This is a genomic window from Paraburkholderia diazotrophica, assembly GCF_900108945.1.
Classification (GTDB): Bacteria; Pseudomonadota; Gammaproteobacteria; order Burkholderiales; family Burkholderiaceae; genus Paraburkholderia; species Paraburkholderia diazotrophica.
In genome coordinates, this window is record NZ_FNYE01000051.1 from 1 (window position 1) to 17,207 (window position 17,207).

Genomic DNA, 17,207 nt, shown 5'->3' on the forward strand with positions numbered 1-17,207 from the left:
ACGATGACGGGCCGCGGCCAGAAGGTGCTCGCGGCGATGCAGGACGGCGTGCTGAACCTGTGCCGCGTGAAGCTGCGCGACCAGCAGCGCCTCGAACGCACGGGCGTGATGAAGGAATATCCGCAGTATCCGAACGGCACGTTCGGCGAGGCGGTGCCGCGCGCGGGCAATGCGTCGGGCGGCGGCCAGCCGGGCTGGATTCTCAAGTGCAAGGGCTGGGAGCACGATCCGAACGCGTACATCTACTTCATCACGCAGGCCCCCGTGTGGGTCAAGATCTGCAACGTGATCGGCCGGGAGGAGTGGGCCACGCATCCGGACTACGCGACGCCCGACGCGCGCCTGCCGCACCTGAAGGACATCTTCGCGGAAGTCGAACGCTGGACGATGACGAAGACCAAGTTCGAGGCGATGGAAATCCTCAACAAATACGACATTCCGTGCGGCCCGATCCTGTCGATGAAGGAGATCGCCGAAGACGAATCGCTGCGCAAAACAGGCACGATCGTCGAGGTCGATCACCCCGTGCGCGGCAAGTATCTGACCGTGGGTAATCCGATCAAGCTGTCGGACAGCCCGACGGAAGTGACGCGCTCGCCGCTGCTCGGCGAGCACACGGACGAAGTGATGGCCGAGCTCGGTTATTCACGCGAGCAGATCGACGCACTCAGAACGGCTGGCGCCATTTGAGCCAGGCTCGAACGAAGACACAAACACGCTTGAACTCGTGACGCGGGCGTATTCACCGTGTCGGTCAATAAAAAAACATTGTGGAGACGGTTCGATGACATCGTGGATACGCTTTCGGCAGCCGCAAGGCCATATAGGTTTCGGCGTGCTCGATAACGCAAGCATTGCCGAATACGACGGCGACATGTTCGGCGACGCGACACCCAGCGGCAAGCATTGGCCGCTGAATGAAGTCGAGTTGCTGAGTCCGTGCATGCCGACCAAAGTCGTCGCGCTCTGGAACAACTTTCATGCGCTGTCGCAGAAGCTCGGCAAGGCGGCGCCGTCGCATCCCCTTTTTCTGATCAAGCCGCCGATGTCGGTGATCGGCCCCGGCGCGCCGATTCGCCGGCCAAAAGGCTACAGCGGCAAGATCGCCTACGAAGGCGAGCTCGGCATCGTGATCGGCAAGCGCTGCACGAACGTGTCACCCGAAGTCGCCGACGACTACATCTTCGGCTACACGTGCATCAACGACGTCACGGCCGTCGACCTGCTGAACGAAGACCCGAATTTCGCGCAATGGTGCCGCTCGAAAGGCTTCGATACGTTCAGCTGCATCGGTCCCGTCATCGAACGCGAATTCGACTGGCGCAACGCGAGTGTCATCACGCGTCTCGACGATGTCGAACGCCAGAACTATCCGCTCTCGGACATGATCTTCACGCCCGCAGAACAGGTCAGCATGATCTCGCACGACATGACGCTGATGCCCGGCGACGTGATCGCGTGCGGCACGTCGATCGGCGTCGGTTCGATCAAGGACGGCTCGACTGTCGTGGTGTCGATCGAAGGCATCGGCGCCTTGCCGAACCAGCTTGCGGCTGCTCGCCCAGCGGAGGCGGCCGCGCAATAAACGCGCATTGGGTATGCGGACGAGTCGGCCGCGCGTTTCGTCAATATGCCCGTCAACGAGCGGGTGCATGAGTCGGCAACGATGAACCGACGATGACGAGCGCGCGCCGCGTCTTTGGACGCCCCGGCTCGATCTCACTGATCACTTCTTGGAATGGGAGCAGATAGATGAAGATCTGTGTTTATGGAGCCGGCGCGATTGGCGCATATGTCGGCGCACAGTTGGCGCTTGCGGGCGCGGATGTCAGTTTCGTCGCGCGCGGCCCGCATCTGGCCGCGATGCAACGCAACGGCGTGCGTCTGCTGATCGACGATACCGAGCGTCTGGTCAATGTGCGCTGTTCGTCGGACCCGGGCGAGCTGGGTCCGCAGGACTACGTGATCATCGCGCTGAAGGCGCATTCGGTGCCGGGTGTCGTCGATGCGATCCAGCCGCTGCTCGGACCGGACACGGCGATCGTCACGGCCGTCAACGGCATCCCTTACTGGTACTTCTACAAGCATGGCGGCGAGTTCGCGGGCACGACGCTCGAAAGCATCGACCCGGGCGGCACGCAATGGAAGAAGTTCGGACCGGAGCGCGCGATCGGCTGCGTCGTCTATCCCGCAGCGGAGATCGTCGAGCCGGGCGTGATCAAGCACGTGTACGGCAAGAAGTTTCCGATCGGCGAACCCGACGGCACGCGGTCGCCGCGTGTCGAGGCGCTCTCCGAAATCATGGTAGCCGCAGGCCTGGAAGCGCCTATCCGCGACAACATCCGCGACGAAATCTGGCTGAAATTGTGGGGCAATCTGTGCTTCAACCCGATCAGCGCGCTGACGCACGCGACACTCGACGTCATCACGGGCCACGTCGGCACGCGCGCCGTCGCGAAGACGATGATGCTCGAAGCGAAGTCAGTGGCTGACCGCTTCGGCGTGCATTTCCGTGTGGATGTCGAAAGGCGTATCGACGGCGCGGGTGCCGTCGGCGCGCACAAGACTTCGATGCTGCAGGATCTCGAAGCCGGACGTCCGATGGAGATTGACCCGCTGCTGACCGTCGTGCAAGAGATGGGGCGTCTCGTCAATCACGACACGCCGACCATCGACACGGTGCTCGCGCTCATCAAGTTGCGCGAGCAGATTGCACAGCAGAAGGACACGGGCGCGACCCACGCTGCGAAGCCGGAACAGGCGAAAGCCGCGTAACAAAGCGCAGCACTCACGCGCGCGGGCCGTCTCATTCGCGCAAGCGGATGAGACGGCCCGCGCGCGCTCAAAAGATATGCATCAAGCCGACGTAGGCGCCCGTCTGCGATTCGCCCGGCAACGGGTTCGTGTTCGCATTGCCTGTCGCATCGCGCGAGGTCGCGAGCAGCGAGAAGTTTGACTGGCTGCTGTTGCGCACATACGCGACGGTGCCGTATAGAAACGTGCGCTGGCTCAGGTGATAGGTCGACCCGAGCGTGAACATCGTCGCGTGTCCGGCGGGGTCGTGCGTCGCGTCGCCTGAGCCTTCGTTCACGTGCACATAGAAGGCTGCGGCCGTGACCGCGAACTGATGAGTCGCATCCCACGTTGCGCCGAGCCAGTAGTAGTCGGCGCTGTCGGACAGACCGGCGGGCGTGTCGGGTGCGGAGAAGTGCGTATAGGCGCCCTGGATCTTCACTTTCGACACGCGCACATTCGCGCCGACGAAATACTCACGCGAGCTCGTGAAGATATTCGTCATGCGTCCATCCGCATTGCGCAGTTCGTCGTAGATGCCGCGCACGTCGAACAGTTGCGAGTGGTACGTGAGCATGATGCCGTCCGAGCGGCCGAACTCGCCGGGCGCGCCCTGGTTGAACCCGTTCGTCCGATTGCCGAATGCGTACTGCGCCTGCACGTCGAAGCCGTAAAAGACCGGGCTGTGATATTCGACGTTGTTGCTCGTCTGCTGCCAGTTCCGTCCGCGCACCAGCGATGCCGATGAGAACGCCTGCTGCACGAACGGATCGAATTCCCACACGCCGTCGCTATCGATGAACAGATTGCGGCCCGCCTGAATCTGCCCGAAGCGCTTGTCGGCGAGCCCGACGTAAGCGCGGCGCGAAAAGAGCCGGCCGCCGCCCGTCGTGCCGTTCATCACCTGCAGCGCCGTTTCCAGATCGAATACCGACGACAGGCCGCCGCCCAGATCCTCCGATCCCTTGAAGCCCAGCATGCTCGTGCCCCAGTCGCCGCCTTCCGCGGTCCAGCTGGAGGTGCTGCCGCCCGAAGGCGTGGCGATGTGATTGAGGTACTGGAGGCCGCCGTCGAGGCGACCATAGAGCGTCACGCTGTTCTGCGCAAACGCGGCGGGGCAGGCGAGCGCGAGCAGCGTGGCAAGCTGGGTGCGTCGATTCATTGGCGTCTCCGCGTATCCATGATCGGATGGATAGCTTGTTATTCGACATCGGGTTCATGCACTACCCGGTTTGCATACGAGATTCGGATGCAATGAACCCGCATGTCGACGAGGCTGGGCGAACGTCTGTCGAATGCTAGCGCCGTTGGCTTTTTCATGCTGACGCGTGATCGTCGACGTAGCGTCGTTCGCCGATATTGCAGCGGCTCCGATGTCATTGCATCATCGCTCCGGCCAATTCATGTCTGTCCTTCTGCACGATTTTTGCCGCGGTTCTACACTCGCGAATGCAGCTACGCGATGCGAGCGCATGCGCGATGCCACGCCGCTTGCACGCGATGCATCTCCCGTTCGACTTCAAAGGACATCGTCAAATGGATCTCAAGATCAAGGACAAGCTCGCTTTCGTGTCCGGCTCGACGAAGGGCATTGGCCACGCGATCGCAGCCGGACTCGCGCGCGAAGGCGCGCAGGTCATCGTCAACGGGCGCTCGCAGCAGTCGGTCGATCAGGCGATCGAAGCGCTGCGCGCGAACGTGCCGGGTGCGAATGTGCAAGGTTTTGCAGGCGACGTGTCCGATCCCGCGCAAGTCGCCCGTCTCGTCGAGCGCTTTCCGCACGTCGACATTCTCGTCAACAACATGGGCATCTTCGACCCGAAGCCGTTCGAAGAAATCTCGAATGAAGAGTGGCAGCGCTTTTTCAACGTCAACGTGCTGTCGGGCGTGCAGTTGTCGCGCGCATATCTGCCGGGCATGAAGAAAAAGAACTGGGGGCGCGTGGTGTTCATCAGCAGCGAAAGCGGCATTCAGATTCCGACCGAGATGATTCACTATGGCTTGACCAAGACCGCGCAGCTCGCGTTGTCGCGTGGCCTGGCAGAGACATGCGCGGGCACGGCCGTGACGGTCAACGCGGTGTTGCCGGGGCCGACGAGTTCGGACGGCGTCGAGGAATTCGTCGCGAAGCTCTCGGGCGGACAAAGCTTCGAGGCCTTCGAGAAGCAGTTCTTCGAAGAAGCGCGGCCCAGCTCGATCCTCAAGCGCTTCACGACGCCTGAGGAAGTGGCGAACATGGTCGTGTACGTATGCTCGGATCTCTCGTCGGCGACCAATGGGGCGGCGTTGCGCGTGGACGGCGGCGTCGTGCGCTCGGCTTTCTGATTCATAGAGGCGTCACCGATGGCCACTCGAAAAAAGACGGCAACGCGCATTCGCGTCGGGATTGGCGGCTGGACGTTCGAGCCGTGGCGCGGCGGTGTGTTCTATCCGGAAGGGCTCGCGCAGAAACGCGAACTGGAATACGCGAGCCAGCAACTGACGACGATCGAAATCAACGGCACGTTTTACGGCTCGCAAAAGCCCGAGACGTTTGCGAAGTGGCACGACGAAACGCCCGACGACTTCGTCTTTTCGCTGAAGGCGCCACGCTTCGCGACGCATCGGCGCGTGCTCGCGGAAGCGCGCGATTCCGTCGAACGCTTTCTCGCGAGCGGCGTGCTGGAGTTGAAGAACAAGCTCGGCCCGATTAACTGGCAATTCGCGCCGACCAAGCAGTTCGATGCCGACGACTTCGGCAACTTTCTCGAACTGCTGCCCGCGGAAGTGAACGGACACGCATTGCGCCACGCCGTCGAAGTGCGGCACGCGAGCTTTTGCGACGAGGCCTTCGTCGCGCTCGCGCGCAAGCGCGATGTCGCGATCATCGTCGCGGGCGATTCGAAGTATCCGCAGATCGCCGATCCGACGGCCTCGTTCGTCTATGCGCGCGTCATGGGCACGGAAGAGGCGAACCCGCTCGGCTATGCGGACCATGCGCTCGATCGATGGGTCGAGCGTGCGCAGGCCTGGGCCTCGGGCGGCGCGCCCGACGATCTGGACAGCTACGGCCGTCCCGCGGCAAAGAAAGCGCGCGACGTGTATCTGTACGTGATCAGCGGCCACAAGGCGCACAATCCCGCGGCCGCGATGGCGCTGATCGAGCGGATCAACGCGGGCGGGTGACTCAGCGCTCGGGCGCCTCCAGCGTGCACGACGATTCGTCGTCGCTGGGCGCGTCGGACTGCGTGCGGAACGTCGAGTTCTCCGCGCCGCGCGCGACGGGCGGCTCGAATGCGGCCCACTGCGTCCAGTCGGGCACGGCGCCCGGCGTTCTCAGGCGCAGCGCACGCGACCCGTCGACGAATACGAGCGATTCGAGATCGAACAGACCATCCGCGCTGACGTCTCCTAGTGTCACGCGACCCTTTTGATGAGTGAAGTCGAGCTTCCCTTCGCGCAGCAGATCCAGATAGGCGTCGTGCTGCGATGTATCGTGCTGCGCGGCGGGCGGTTTCACCGTCCATCGGTTCAACAGTTTCGCGGCGATTTCGGCATCGAACATCGTGATCTCTCCTCGCCTGAGCACCGCAAGCACGATGACTTGCGGCGGGCTGGCATCCGCGTCGCGGCGGATTCTCCGTCAATAGTTAGCGCTTCCGCGAATGCGAAAGACATGTACACCCCTCACTATAGTCAAAATCATGGTGCGTTGCACAAACGCACGTCGAACTGGCGGTTTAATCGTTGTTTTGGCGTCAATCGCATGTCACGTCGCGGCGTCAAACGTTAGACAACGGTTAAAGAAAGCGCGCTGCCACGCGTGAAATGCGGCGATGCAGCGGATCGTTCGAACAATGCGCGACGACGCGCGAAAAAAAGCCCGCCGCACAAAAATGCGGCAGGCTTTGAAAAGCAAAGTCCGGATGATTTGCAGCAGACGAAAGCAGAGCGATCAGAAGCGATGGCGCATGCCGATCGTGGCGACCACCTGATTGGCCGTCGACGAAGCGCCGCCCGACGTATTGATGAACGCGACATAGCCGTGGCCGATCGCGTGCTGATACATCGCTTCCGCGTACACGTCCGTACGCTTCGAGAACGAATAGACAGCCTGCGCGTTGACCTGGTTGAACTTCGGATCGGAGCCGAAAGTACGCGAGCCGCTGGTATGGCCGTCGGTGTACGTGTCCGTAATACCGAACGAGATGGCCGGCGTGAACGCGTACCTGGCGTTCAGTTCGTAGTTGTCGAAGTGCATCGAGCCGTTCGCCATGCCGAATGCGGACGACTGCTGATAGTGGCTGTTCGTGTACACGAAGCCGACCACGGCGGGACCGAACGCGTAGTTGATGCCCGCGCCGAACACGCGCTCGACGCCCGCGCCGACCTGGAAGCCGCCCGTGCCGTTCGCAGCCGATTCGGCCGTATCGATCGCGCCGCCCGTGTTCGTCGTGCTGTTCGAGCCGTTGATCTGCAGATAGCCGGCCGCGATGTTCAACGGACCCCACTGATAGCTCGCGCCCGCACTATACGCGCGGTTCATGGCGAAGTCGGTGCTGTTCGAGAACGCGTACAGCGCGCCGAACTTGAAGCCCGCGTAGTTGTTGCTCGCGTACTTGACCGAGTTGCTCATGCGCACCGAGTGGTTCAGGTTGTCGTTGTCGAACGGGTGCGCGAAGCCCGTGTCGCCGAACGTGCCGGCCGTGCCCGACAGCGGCGCGACGTAGTCGACGAGCGAGTCGTACTGGCGGCCCAGCGTGAGCGTGCCGTACGTGCTGCTGCCGAGACCGACATACGCCTGGCGGCCGAATAGGCGGCTATGCTGGCCGAGCGTGCCGTTCTGCACGTTGAAGCCGTTTTCGAGCACGAAGAGCGCCTTGTAGCCGCCGCCCAGGTCTTCTGCGCCGCGCACGCCGAAGCGGCTGCCGTTGATGGTGCCGCTCGTCGCCTGCCACAGTGCACCGCTCGTGCCGCTCTTCTGCACGTTGTTGGTGTACATGAGGCCCGCGTCAATGAGGCCATACAGCGTGACCGAGCTTTGCGCGTGCGCAGCCGATGCGGCAAACAGGCCGAGCACCGCGACCGCGGCGGGAATTCTTTTCATGGTTGAGCTCCAGCTAGTCCAGACAGTGAGTGAAAAAACAGCCTGGCGAGTATAGGAAAATGCGGGGCTCGATTTAACGCCGTGTGACGGGAGGAGACTCTTGCACGGCGACGCGGTAATGCGTCATCAAGCCGAAACAATCGCGATGAAGAGCCGCACGCGATTGACCCGCAGCGCATGGAATTGCGCGAGGAAGATTAGCGGCGGGGGGATGGCCGTTTGATGGCAGCGTGCACCATGTGGGGAATTACAACGGTCTTGACTTTCGGCTCTCAGCCGTCGCTGCACACGATCGCCGTGAGGACGAAAGGCAGCACCTGCTTGACGGTCGCGCCGCTGCCCGCCTGCTGCACGCGCACGCGCACGGACTCCGAAGGCCCCGACACGACGGCGCCATAAATCGAATCCGCTTCCGCTTTTCCGTTGCCTTTGCGGAAGATCGCGTCGTCGCGCTGATAGCCGAGTATTGCGTAGACGTGAAAGCCGAAGGCCGTGAGATCGCGGCCGTGCATCGGACGAAATGCATTGACGGAATTCGCTTCGACGCGCATCGGTTTCGGATCGATGTATTGATCGTCGAGCAGGGCCTGGATGAAAGTGTGCGCGTCGGTCTTGCAGACGAGTTGCGCATCGAGTTCGAGTGCGCGCGCGGGTAGTGCGCAGAGCCCCGTTGCCACTGCGGTCAGTACGGCAAGCGAATGGATGAAGTCCTTTGTCATGGTACTGGCGCGAGACCCTGCACCGGCGGACGCCGTTACGGGATGTTAGCCCGAACCCATGGCGAACGTCAGCGAACATCAGCTGACGTCTGTACGGTAGCGATCGTTGCGCGGCGTTGCACATGTGCTAATCAACGATGCGTCGGACGCACATCGGCCGCGCGCGAGGCGTGCGCCGGGCCGTGCCTGCGCTTTGGGCCAGCAGCGTGCGCGCAATGCAGTGCGCGAGATGAGCCGGCTCGGTCGATGTGGATGTTAGCGTCGCCAGGCTGCGACGAACCGGCCTGCAACGGACGTTCAGCGCGATGGCGGCGTATCGAATCGCCTGCGAGGGTTTTCGCCGGCAACGACAGCCGCGGGATTCACGCGGCCTTCAGCCAGTTCTCCATCAGCGGCCCTTGCGTGCCGAGCACGGGATCGCTGTGCGGAAACGGCAGCGCCTCCATCGCGATGCGTTCCTTTTCAGTCAGCGCTTCGCGCCGGATGTCCCATTGCTGCCCCGGCGGATACGCGCCGACGACCAGCAGCGGCCCGCTCGACGATTCGAGGCAATGGCCCGTGCCTGCGGGCAGCAGGATCACGTCGCCTGTTTCCAGATGCACGACGCGCCCGCCCGGTCCGCCGACGATCACATCGGCGGTGCCACCTGCGATACCGAGCACCTCATGGGCCGAAGAATGAAAGTGGTGATAGTCGAAGATGCCGTTGCGCCATTTCGGCGGCCAGCCGTTGCGCGTGAACATCGCTTCGAACGTGGAGGCGAGCTTGTCGCCGTCGCCCGGATCGTCCCGCACGTCGCGATACAGGATGACGGGCAGATGCCCGTTGTTCGGCACCCAGTCGCGCGGGCCGAGCCTGAATGCGTCGGCATGCACCGCGCCCCTCGAATGTGCTTGCATGTCTGCTCCTCGAAACGGTGCGCCGCGCAAGCGAACGGAAACGATCAGTCGCCTGAGCGGCACGGACGTTAGCTAAACAGCAAGTGCCGTTCCGCAGCAATCAGGGCAAAACCGAATCGCGAAGACCTTTGTGCAAACGTTTCCGGGCTGTGTCGCCGATGGTATTTGCGGGTCAGATATATCAAGTTTGCTTTCGCTTTCGTCGATATAACAGGCTTGCATGGGATGGGAGCAAGCGCGAAAGAGCAAATTCCCGTCGACACCAACGACGAATAACAATTCTGGACGGCGCGAGGGCTGATTTATGTGGAATGCCGGTCTGTCGGTAAGCGGAACGGAGGCGCAATCGATCGACGATGCGGCGCGCGCCGTCGACGCGCTCGGCGCATCGTGGGCGTGGTATCGCGCGGGCCAGCAGCTCGAACTGGTGCGCGAGGGCGCGACGCGTTTTGACTGGCCGCGCACGATCGTGCCCGCGATGCTGCACGATGCGTGCGCCGAGTATGAATGGGTCGCGTGGCCCACGGGGCGCAGCGAGCTTGCGCTCGGCTGGCTGCTCGCGCCTGCCGCATTCGCATCCGATGCGCGGCTTGCCGCGCTCGCTCGCGCGATCGGCGAACAGATGCAGACAGATGCGCTGCTGCGCGCGCAGAACGTGCAGCGCGTGCTGTACGACATCGCGTATCTCGCGAGTTCGATCAGCGAGCGCACCGAATTCCTGCAGGCGATTCACGAGCGGCTCGGCACGCTGATCGACGCAGAGAACTTCTATCTCGCGCTATACGACCGCGAGACGGGCGCCGTCACGTACCCGTACTACGTCGACCTGATCGACACCGAGACCGTCGATACGAACCATATGGACATGGTCGACCCCGAGCGGCTGTCGCTGACGGGCTATGTGCTGACCACGGGCCAGCCGCTCCTGATCGACGAGAACGGCATTATCGAGGCGGCCGCGGTGGGGCGCTTTCACTGTGTCGGGCATCGGCCGAAGTTCTGGATGGGCGCGCCGCTGAAGAACGCATCGGACGAAGTGTTCGGCATGTTGACGATGCAGGTCTACGACGCGTCGCGCATCTACAGCGCGGAGGACCGTGCGCTCTTTCTCGTCGTCGCGCGGCACGTGGCGATGGCGCTCGATCGCATTCTGCATCGCGTCGGACTCGAAGCCGAAGTGGCGCGCCGCACGGCCGAGCTGTCGCGTCTGAACGATACGCTGCGCGCCGAAATCGCCGAGCGTGAGCGCGCGCAGCATTTGCAGGCGGCGCTCTTCGAAATCGCGGAACTGTCGAGTCAATCCGTCGAGATCGGCAAGTTCTTTCGCAGCCTGCACGAGATCGTCGGCGGCTTGCTGTATGCGAAGAACTTCTATATCGCGCTGTTCGATCCCATCACGGCCGAAGTGTCGTTTCCGTATTACATCGACGAAACGCTGCGCGACGTGCCTGCGCCGCGCCGTGGCGAGCGCGGCCTCACCGAATACGTGATCCGTCGGCGCGTGGCGTGCCTGTTCGATACCGACGATGCCGTGCATCTCGTCAACGCGGGCGAGATCAGCCTGGACAGCGAGAACATCCGCTTGCGCTCGTGGCTCGGCGTGCCGATGTTCGACGGCGATGTCGTACGCGGCGTGCTCGTCGTGCAGAGCTATTCGTCGAGCGTGCGCTACGACGGGCGCGACCAGGAGCTGCTGACGTTTGTCTCGCGCCACATCGATACCGCGCTGTCGCGGCGGCGCGTCGCGGAAGCGCAGCACGCGGCGAATCTCGAACTCGAAGCGCGCGTGCTCGCGCGCACGCAGGAACTCGACGAGGCCAACGCGCGGCTGCTGCACGAGAACTATCACGACGCGTTGACGGGCCTGCCGAACCGCACGCATCTGTACGAGCGGCTCGAAGCGGCGTGGCATGGCTACAGCCGGCGCGGCGAGCCGCTGTCGGTGCTCTTTATCGACCTCGACCGCTTCAAGGTCATCAACGACAGTCTCGGCCATCTGTTCGGCGATGCATTGCTCGTCGAAGTGGCGGCGCGCCTGCGCAAATGCCTGCGGCGCGACGATCTGCTGGCGCGGCTGGGTGGCGACGAGTTTGCCGTCATCGTGCCGGGCGCGAGTCTGCAAACGGTGATGTTGCTTGCGGAGCGTATCCTCACGGCCTTCGATGCGCCGTTCAGCATCGACGAGCAGACGGTGTTCACGTCCTGCAGCGTCGGCGTCGTGAGCGCCGACAGCGCGTTCCATCTGAAGCCCGCCGATCTGCTGCGCGACGCCGATGCCGCGATGTATCGCGTGAAGAATCGCGGCCGCGACAGCTTTGCGGTGTTCAACCAGCAGATGCGCCGCGAGCTGTCGGATCAGATCGAAACGGAAGGCGCGCTGCGCAACGCGCTCAAGCGCGACGACGAACTGGTGCCGTATTTCCAGCCGATCGTCGACATCGCGACGGGCGAACTCGTCGCGCTCGAAGCGCTGATCCGCTGGCGGCAGCCGAATGGCGAAATCTGGGCGCCGGGCCGCTTTTTGCCCGCCGTCGAAGGGCTCAAACTAATTGGCCGGCTCGACATGTACATGCTCACGCGCGTGGCCGAGATTCTGGCGCAGCGCGAGCATGTCGACTGGCCGCTCGTGCAGGTCAATCTGTCGAGCTACAGCATCACGCGCCCCGAGTTCGCGAACGAGCTGCTCGAATTGCTCAGGCGCTACGACGTACACCCGTCGCGCATCTCGCTCGAACTGACGGAAGGCGCGCTGATCGCGGAGCCGGACCTTGCGCGCAACACGATGCAAAGTCTCGCGGACAACGGCATGTGCGTCGTGCTCGACGACTTCGGCACGGGCTTTTCGTCGTTGAGCTATGTGCATCAGTATCGCTTTAGCGGCTTGAAGATCGATAAGTCGTTCGTGCTCGAACTGACGCAGAGCACGCGCAGCCGCGCGATCGTGCGTGCGATCGTGCGGATGGCGGAATCGCTCGAACTGACGGTGGTCGCCGAAGGCATCGAAGACGAGCCGACGCTCGAATTGCTGCGCACGATCGGCGCGGCGCACGGGCAGGGCTATCATCTCGCGCGGCCGATGTCGCTGGAAGACCTGATGTCGTCGCCGCTTGCGCCGTGCTCGAAGGCGCTCGAACAGTAGTGCCGTTTTATGTGCGGGGGACGCGACCCATCAGATAGAACTCGTCGTTGGGCCGCATCGAGATCACGTTCGCCATCCGGTTCGACAAGCCGAAGAACGCGGTGATCGCGGCGATGTCCCAGATGTCGGCATCGCTGAATCCGTGGCCGCGCAGCGTGGCGAAATCGTCTTCGTTCACCGACGCCGAATCGCGGCACACCTTGACTGCGAAATCGAGCATCGCTTTCTGGCGCGGCGTGATGTCGGCCTTGCGGTAATTGACTGCGATCTGATCCGCGAGCAGCGGCGCTTTTTCGTAGATGCGCAGAATGGCGCCGTGCGCGACGACGCAATACAGGCACTCGTTTATGGCGCTCGTCGCGACGACGATCATTTCGCGCTCGGCTTTCGTGAGGTTGCCTTCCTTCAGCATCAACGCATCGTGATAGGCGAAGAACGCGCGGAATTCGTCGGGCCGGTGCGCGAGCGTCAGGAACACGTTGGGCACGAAGCCGGCCTTGTCCTGGACTTCGAGAATCCGCGCGCGGATGTCGTCGGGCCATTCGGCCGGTGCGGGGACCGGGTAGCGGCTGATGGGGATGGGGTTTGTCATGGCGTGTCTCCTTTCTGTTCTGTCTGCGACGCTCTATTGTCGGCGTTTCTCGGTTGCCGCAGGCATGCGCGTATGCGGTTTATGTCTGCGGTGTCCGCACTACGCAAGGAGTTCGCATCTCCCCGACGCCCACTTGCTACGCGGGCCGGTTGGGCGCGCGGACAATGCAAATCGTTGTGCAAACGAATCGGCCCGAGCGGGCGTGACGGAAGAGAGACAAATGTTCCGCCACGCTCGGTTTTGTGTTGTGACAATAAATGACAGTTTTTCGGGCCGGAAGCCATTGATCCGCGCCTCGCAGCGAGGTTATAAGGCGAGATGGCTCGTAACGGGTCCACATCGCGGCCCGCGTCGGCTTTGCTCCTAGCCCTTCGGGCCGCGTCTCCCACGAAAGACAGCAAGGAGGCGCGCCTATTCATGGCGACACATCACGGTCATCCGCATCACCCTGCCGCGCCAGCAGCGCCCGCAAGCCCGCCGCCGCCACAATGGCAACCCCTTAACTGGAGCTTTCCTTTTGCTCCTGTTAGCGGCAATGAAGCCGATCCGCAAACCTGGCTCAGTTCCTTGGCGAATTCGGATGGCGGGTTCTATCCGCTCGGTTCGAACGGCATGTATCACGGCGGCATCCACTTTGACGCGGGCACGGGCGGCAAGCTCAAGCAGGGCGATGGCGTCAGGGCCATCGCCGATGGCGAGGTAGTGGCGTACCGCCTGGATTCCACTTATCCCGAACTGACATATCCGACCACGCCGCCGCGTTACGCGCTGTACTCGACGGGATTCGTGCTGATCCGCCATAGGCTTGTGTTACCGCCTGAACCAGACAAGCAAGGCACATCATCAACGGCAGCAACCGCGGCTTCGGGTGCGTCCGCAACGACGGCCAGCAGCCCGCAGGCTTACCAGCCGCCCGCCGATGAGGTGCTGGAGTTCTACAGCCTGTACATGCATCAGCTTGACTGGAAGGGATATCAGGACGCGCGGACGGGGGGCGGCAACGCGTCTGCATCGTCGATCCATTCTCTGCCATTCTGGCAAGGCGACAAGCATTTTCGTGTAGGCGGCAAGGCGAACGACCGCCAGGCCCAGCTCCGGCAACTCGATCCAACGCTGAACTTTGGTTCACCTTCGGGCCTGCTGAATGAGGCCACCCTGGCTGGCGGCACGCTGTCAGGCCCGGCCCCGGATAGCATGGATACGCTATCAACGTATCCCGACAAGGTGCGCTATACCGTGCCGCCAGCCAGCCCGGCAGACGCTTCGCAGAATGCCGGTACGCCCCAGACCGGCGTCCACATCTGCGACCACGCCAATGGGACGGTAATCGGACTATTGCCACGAGGCGGCGAATTGAGCGTCGTCGGCAATGTCGCGAAAGGCTGGGCGCTGATCGCGACTATCACGAAGGGTATCCCAGTGGCCGCCATCGCTGGCGGGACACCCGATCCGCGCGCTGCGACGGGCTGGGTCAATCTTGATGAACTCGACGCGGTGATCGATCCGAAGCCGCTTGATGCGGTGGTCGTGCTTGACAAGCCGTTCCCTGTCAAGGCGGGCGACGTGGTGGGCTACCTGGGCGAGTACCAGGATCCCACAGAAGCGAGCATGCTGCCGCCGAAGCGGGAGCATCCGCTGCTGCACGTCGAGGTTTTTGCTGGTGCGCAGATCAAGAACTTTATTGGCAAGAGTCAGGAACGGGCGAAGAAGCTGCCGGATAAACCGCTGCTGCTGATCCAGCAAGGCGCGAAGCTTGTGAAACCGGCCGATCCGCAAAGTAATGACGGGCTCAAAGGGCTGACGCTTGCTCTTGCAACTGGCAAACAGGGCGATCCGGGCAAGGGGTTATGGGCGAAGGTTCAGCCAACGAAGCTTGCGGCGCAGCCGTCAACACACGGCCGCGGGCACAACCATAACCATCCCGCCAGCGGTACGCCCGTAGGCGATCCGCTCTGGGTTGAGCGCACCAAGTATGCGGGCAAGGTTGCCAGTGGGCCGGTGCCGACCTGGGCAGCATTTCCGTTGCAGCTTGCCAACGCCGAAGGTCCGGCTGTCGGATACCAGCAGGTGTTTCCGCGCGCCCAGCTTGACGAGGGGCGCGAGATCGACCGGGCGACCGACGATCAGGGTACGCAATGGTGGTCAATTACGGCGGGCGACGATGAGGGCAGGACGATTACGCGATGGGTGTGCGAGAAAAACCACCCGGATACGCTCTGGGAAAGTCCGTGGGCATGGCCCGGGTTTGATACGGTCGATACCACCAGCATTCCGCTGCTCGATATGTACCGGCGCAACCTCTTCGAAGCGAAACGCCTGATCGAAGGTGACGATGAGAAGGAATTCAGTACCGTTGCCGCGACGGTCAATGCGGGGCAATTCATCGGCAAGCTGGAGAAGGCCGCGAAGCGCCAGGGCGACGGCAAGGGGAACGTGGTTCCGGCTGACCTGAGGAACGCGCTAACCGTGCGGTGGCTGGCAGAAGCCGTCTCGCATGTGATCTTTCGCTACGAAAGTGAATGGGGCGGCGATATGGGCAAGTGGGAAAAATTCCTGCCGCTTATGGGGGAACTCGGTAAGCCCACCTGGACCACCGAAATGGAACGCATCAAGAAGTTGCAATGGTGGGACAAGGTGAAGGCCGTCAAGGACTTCCCGGCTGATCCTGACGTGTGGCACATGCACCCGATTGGGTTGTTGGGGAATTTTTTCCAAAACAGTACGGAAAGTTGTGATTGTGCTGCCCCGTTCAAGAAAATCTCAAAAATCATTCTTCGACATGAAGGCGGATACGTGAATAGGAGCGACGACAAGGGCGGTCCTACGAACCACGGTATTGCGTGGTCCACATGGCAAAAGTATGCGGAAGAAGATGTAGGCGTAGCACCCACGCTTGATAACTTGAAAAAGTTAATGGAACAGCAAGCCGAGGCTATTTATCTGAAGCGCTATTGGCAGCCAAAAGGTTATTGCGGATTTAAGGATGAGCGTGTGGCGTTAATGTCTTACGATTGGAGTATAACTTCTGGCGGAGCCGCATTGCAGATTCAAAAATTGCTAAACCAGAAGTATCATTCAAATCTCGTAGAGGATGGCGGCATGGGAAAACAAACGGTCAATGCCATCAATGCCATTCCCGATCAGGAGGCGTTGCTTCAAGACATAGCATCGATTAGGCGTCGATATTACACGAATCTCACAATCAAGGATCCTGGTCAGATTGGCAACCTTAAGGGGTGGCTGAATAGAGTTAATGATTGCCTACAGGTGCAAGTATGAGCATGCGTAGATGCGCTACCCTTTTTATGCCCCTAGTAGGCATTTTGCTCTTTCATTCGATGTCATGGGCGGCGGATGCCAAATTTTCAGGCGATTGGGAATATGTGGAACGTGTGGCGGGAGCAACTAAGCCATATCTGACCTTTGAGATAAAGCTCCACGAAGCACGTGATGGCACAGTGACAGGCTCATACTGCTTTATCACGGAGAATGGAAATCGAATTGATTGTGACGTGGACGGAACTGAAAATATTTCAGGGCACGTGCAACAGGACGGGCGGCATGCGGAAGTTCGCTTTTACTCGTTTTTCGGAGCAAAAGATGGATTTGCAGACTTGACTAGCTATGACGACACACTGACGTGGAAGGTTACACAAAATCCGAAGGGTGATTTTTTTTATGGTCCTTACTCGGTAAATCTCACACAAAAACGAGCCGATGCCCGCCAAGGTCAGCGTAAGGTAGTTGTGGATAAAGCATTCTTGTATCCTACGTCTTCAGAAACGAAGGTTAAAACATATGTTGTAAAAGGGGAGTATGTCAGGTTAATAACTATTTCAGATGATTTGAAGTTCTGGAAAATTTCATATTCCGAGAAAAATGGCGTCACCATAGAGCGCTGGATCGATTGCAGCGCCATCAATTTCTGTCCTTGAGCCACCGTAGTCTCGGAGGCTTACAATTACTCATTCAACCGTAC

Annotated in this window: 14 protein-coding genes; 8 read left to right on the plus strand and 6 right to left on the minus strand. The window is 61.4% G+C overall.

Features of this window, described 5'->3' with window-relative positions:
• The 3 genes from BMW76_RS35760 to BMW76_RS35770 all read left to right on the plus strand — a co-directional run.
• Window positions 1-690, plus strand: a 690-nt coding sequence (locus tag BMW76_RS35760; protein WP_177200595.1) for a CoA transferase, incomplete at its 5' end; no start/stop codon positions are given.
• Window positions 691-784: 94 nt separating this feature from the next.
• Window positions 785-1,585 (plus strand): fumarylacetoacetate hydrolase family protein, encoded by an 801-nt coding sequence (locus tag BMW76_RS35765; RefSeq protein ID WP_090873538.1) that lies wholly within the window; start codon window positions 785-787, stop codon window positions 1,583-1,585.
• Window positions 1,586-1,752: 167 nt separating this feature from the next.
• On the plus strand, window positions 1,753-2,775 hold the full coding sequence (locus BMW76_RS35770) for a 2-dehydropantoate 2-reductase (RefSeq protein WP_090873539.1): 1,023 nt from the start codon (window positions 1,753-1,755) through the stop codon (window positions 2,773-2,775).
• Between the two features lie 67 nt (window positions 2,776-2,842).
• On the opposite strand, the gene BMW76_RS35775 is transcribed toward BMW76_RS35770, so the two are convergent.
• Window positions 2,843-3,955 (minus strand): porin, encoded by a 1,113-nt coding sequence (locus BMW76_RS35775; RefSeq protein ID WP_090873540.1) that lies wholly within the window; start codon window positions 3,953-3,955, stop codon window positions 2,843-2,845.
• A gap of 374 nt (window positions 3,956-4,329) precedes the next feature.
• Between BMW76_RS35775 and BMW76_RS35780 the strand changes: the two genes are divergently transcribed.
• Both BMW76_RS35780 and BMW76_RS35785 read left to right on the plus strand, forming a co-directional pair.
• Window positions 4,330-5,118, plus strand: a complete 789-nt coding sequence (locus tag BMW76_RS35780) for an SDR family NAD(P)-dependent oxidoreductase (RefSeq protein ID WP_090873574.1) — start codon at window positions 4,330-4,332, stop codon at window positions 5,116-5,118.
• Between the two features lie 18 nt (window positions 5,119-5,136).
• A complete protein-coding gene (locus BMW76_RS35785) occupies window positions 5,137-5,958 on the plus strand; it encodes a DUF72 domain-containing protein (protein ID WP_090873541.1) in 822 nt (273 codons plus the stop codon).
• A 1-nt stretch (window position 5,959) separates the two neighbouring features.
• On the opposite strand, the gene BMW76_RS35790 is transcribed toward BMW76_RS35785, so the two are convergent.
• From BMW76_RS35790 to BMW76_RS35805, 4 genes are all read right to left on the minus strand, one after another.
• Window positions 5,960-6,337: a hypothetical protein gene (locus BMW76_RS35790; RefSeq protein ID WP_090873542.1), complete on the minus strand. Its 378-nt coding sequence runs from the start codon at window positions 6,335-6,337 to the stop codon at window positions 5,960-5,962.
• 390 nt (window positions 6,338-6,727) lie between these two features.
• A complete protein-coding gene (locus BMW76_RS35795) occupies window positions 6,728-7,879 on the minus strand; it encodes a porin (protein ID WP_090873543.1) in 1,152 nt (383 codons plus the stop codon).
• Window positions 7,880-8,151: 272 nt separating this feature from the next.
• Window positions 8,152-8,598, minus strand: a complete 447-nt coding sequence (locus BMW76_RS35800; protein ID WP_090873544.1) for a hypothetical protein — start codon at window positions 8,596-8,598, stop codon at window positions 8,152-8,154.
• 362 nt (window positions 8,599-8,960) lie between these two features.
• Complete coding sequence (locus BMW76_RS35805; protein ID WP_090873545.1) at window positions 8,961-9,497, minus strand: cupin domain-containing protein; 537 nt, start codon at window positions 9,495-9,497, stop codon at window positions 8,961-8,963.
• Window positions 9,498-9,801: 304 nt separating this feature from the next.
• On the opposite strand from BMW76_RS35805, the gene BMW76_RS35810 reads away from it, so the two are divergent.
• The gene (locus tag BMW76_RS35810) at window positions 9,802-12,636 is read left to right on the plus strand and encodes a sensor domain-containing phosphodiesterase (protein ID WP_090873546.1); all 2,835 of its coding nucleotides are present in this window, start codon (window positions 9,802-9,804) and stop codon (window positions 12,634-12,636) included.
• A gap of 7 nt (window positions 12,637-12,643) precedes the next feature.
• On the opposite strand, the gene BMW76_RS35815 is transcribed toward BMW76_RS35810, so the two are convergent.
• The gene (locus BMW76_RS35815) at window positions 12,644-13,228 is read right to left on the minus strand and encodes a peroxidase-related enzyme (RefSeq protein WP_090873547.1); all 585 of its coding nucleotides are present in this window, start codon (window positions 13,226-13,228) and stop codon (window positions 12,644-12,646) included.
• A gap of 417 nt (window positions 13,229-13,645) precedes the next feature.
• Here BMW76_RS35815 and BMW76_RS35820 point away from each other — a divergent pair, with 417 nt between their 5' ends.
• Both BMW76_RS35820 and BMW76_RS40740 read left to right on the plus strand, forming a co-directional pair.
• Entirely contained in the window at window positions 13,646-16,507 is a 2,862-nt protein-coding gene (locus tag BMW76_RS35820) for a glycoside hydrolase family 108 protein (RefSeq protein ID WP_090873575.1), read from the plus strand.
• On the plus strand, window positions 16,504-17,163 hold the full coding sequence (locus BMW76_RS40740; RefSeq protein ID WP_143062409.1) for a hypothetical protein: 660 nt from the start codon (window positions 16,504-16,506) through the stop codon (window positions 17,161-17,163). Before BMW76_RS35820 ends, BMW76_RS40740 begins: the two co-directional genes overlap by 4 nt.
• Window positions 17,164-17,207 lie beyond the last annotated feature (44 nt).

What these genes read in the sequence shown, in the direction of transcription:
- BMW76_RS35820 (WP_090873575.1), top strand. Translation starts at nt 13,646, where the DNA reads ATGGCGACACATCACGGTCATCCGCATCACCCTGCCGCGCCAGCAGCG.
- BMW76_RS35810 (WP_090873546.1), top strand. Translation starts at nt 9,802, where the DNA reads ATGTGGAATGCCGGTCTGTCGGTAAGCGGAACGGAGGCGCAATCGATC.
- BMW76_RS35815 (WP_090873547.1), bottom strand. Translation starts at nt 13,228, where the DNA reads ATGACAAACCCCATCCCCATCAGCCGCTACCCGGTCCCCGCACCGGCC.
- BMW76_RS35765 (WP_090873538.1), top strand. Translation starts at nt 785, where the DNA reads ATGACATCGTGGATACGCTTTCGGCAGCCGCAAGGCCATATAGGTTTC.
- BMW76_RS35770 (WP_090873539.1), top strand. Translation starts at nt 1,753, where the DNA reads ATGAAGATCTGTGTTTATGGAGCCGGCGCGATTGGCGCATATGTCGGC.
- BMW76_RS35790 (WP_090873542.1), bottom strand. Translation starts at nt 6,337, where the DNA reads ATGTTCGATGCCGAAATCGCCGCGAAACTGTTGAACCGATGGACGGTG.
- BMW76_RS35775 (WP_090873540.1), bottom strand. Translation starts at nt 3,955, where the DNA reads ATGAATCGACGCACCCAGCTTGCCACGCTGCTCGCGCTCGCCTGCCCC.
- BMW76_RS35780 (WP_090873574.1), top strand. Translation starts at nt 4,330, where the DNA reads ATGGATCTCAAGATCAAGGACAAGCTCGCTTTCGTGTCCGGCTCGACG.
- BMW76_RS35800 (WP_090873544.1), bottom strand. Translation starts at nt 8,598, where the DNA reads ATGACAAAGGACTTCATCCATTCGCTTGCCGTACTGACCGCAGTGGCA.
- BMW76_RS35805 (WP_090873545.1), bottom strand. Translation starts at nt 9,497, where the DNA reads ATGCAAGCACATTCGAGGGGCGCGGTGCATGCCGACGCATTCAGGCTC.
- BMW76_RS35795 (WP_090873543.1), bottom strand. Translation starts at nt 7,879, where the DNA reads ATGAAAAGAATTCCCGCCGCGGTCGCGGTGCTCGGCCTGTTTGCCGCA.
- BMW76_RS35785 (WP_090873541.1), top strand. Translation starts at nt 5,137, where the DNA reads ATGGCCACTCGAAAAAAGACGGCAACGCGCATTCGCGTCGGGATTGGC.
- BMW76_RS40740 (WP_143062409.1), top strand. Translation starts at nt 16,504, where the DNA reads ATGAGCATGCGTAGATGCGCTACCCTTTTTATGCCCCTAGTAGGCATT.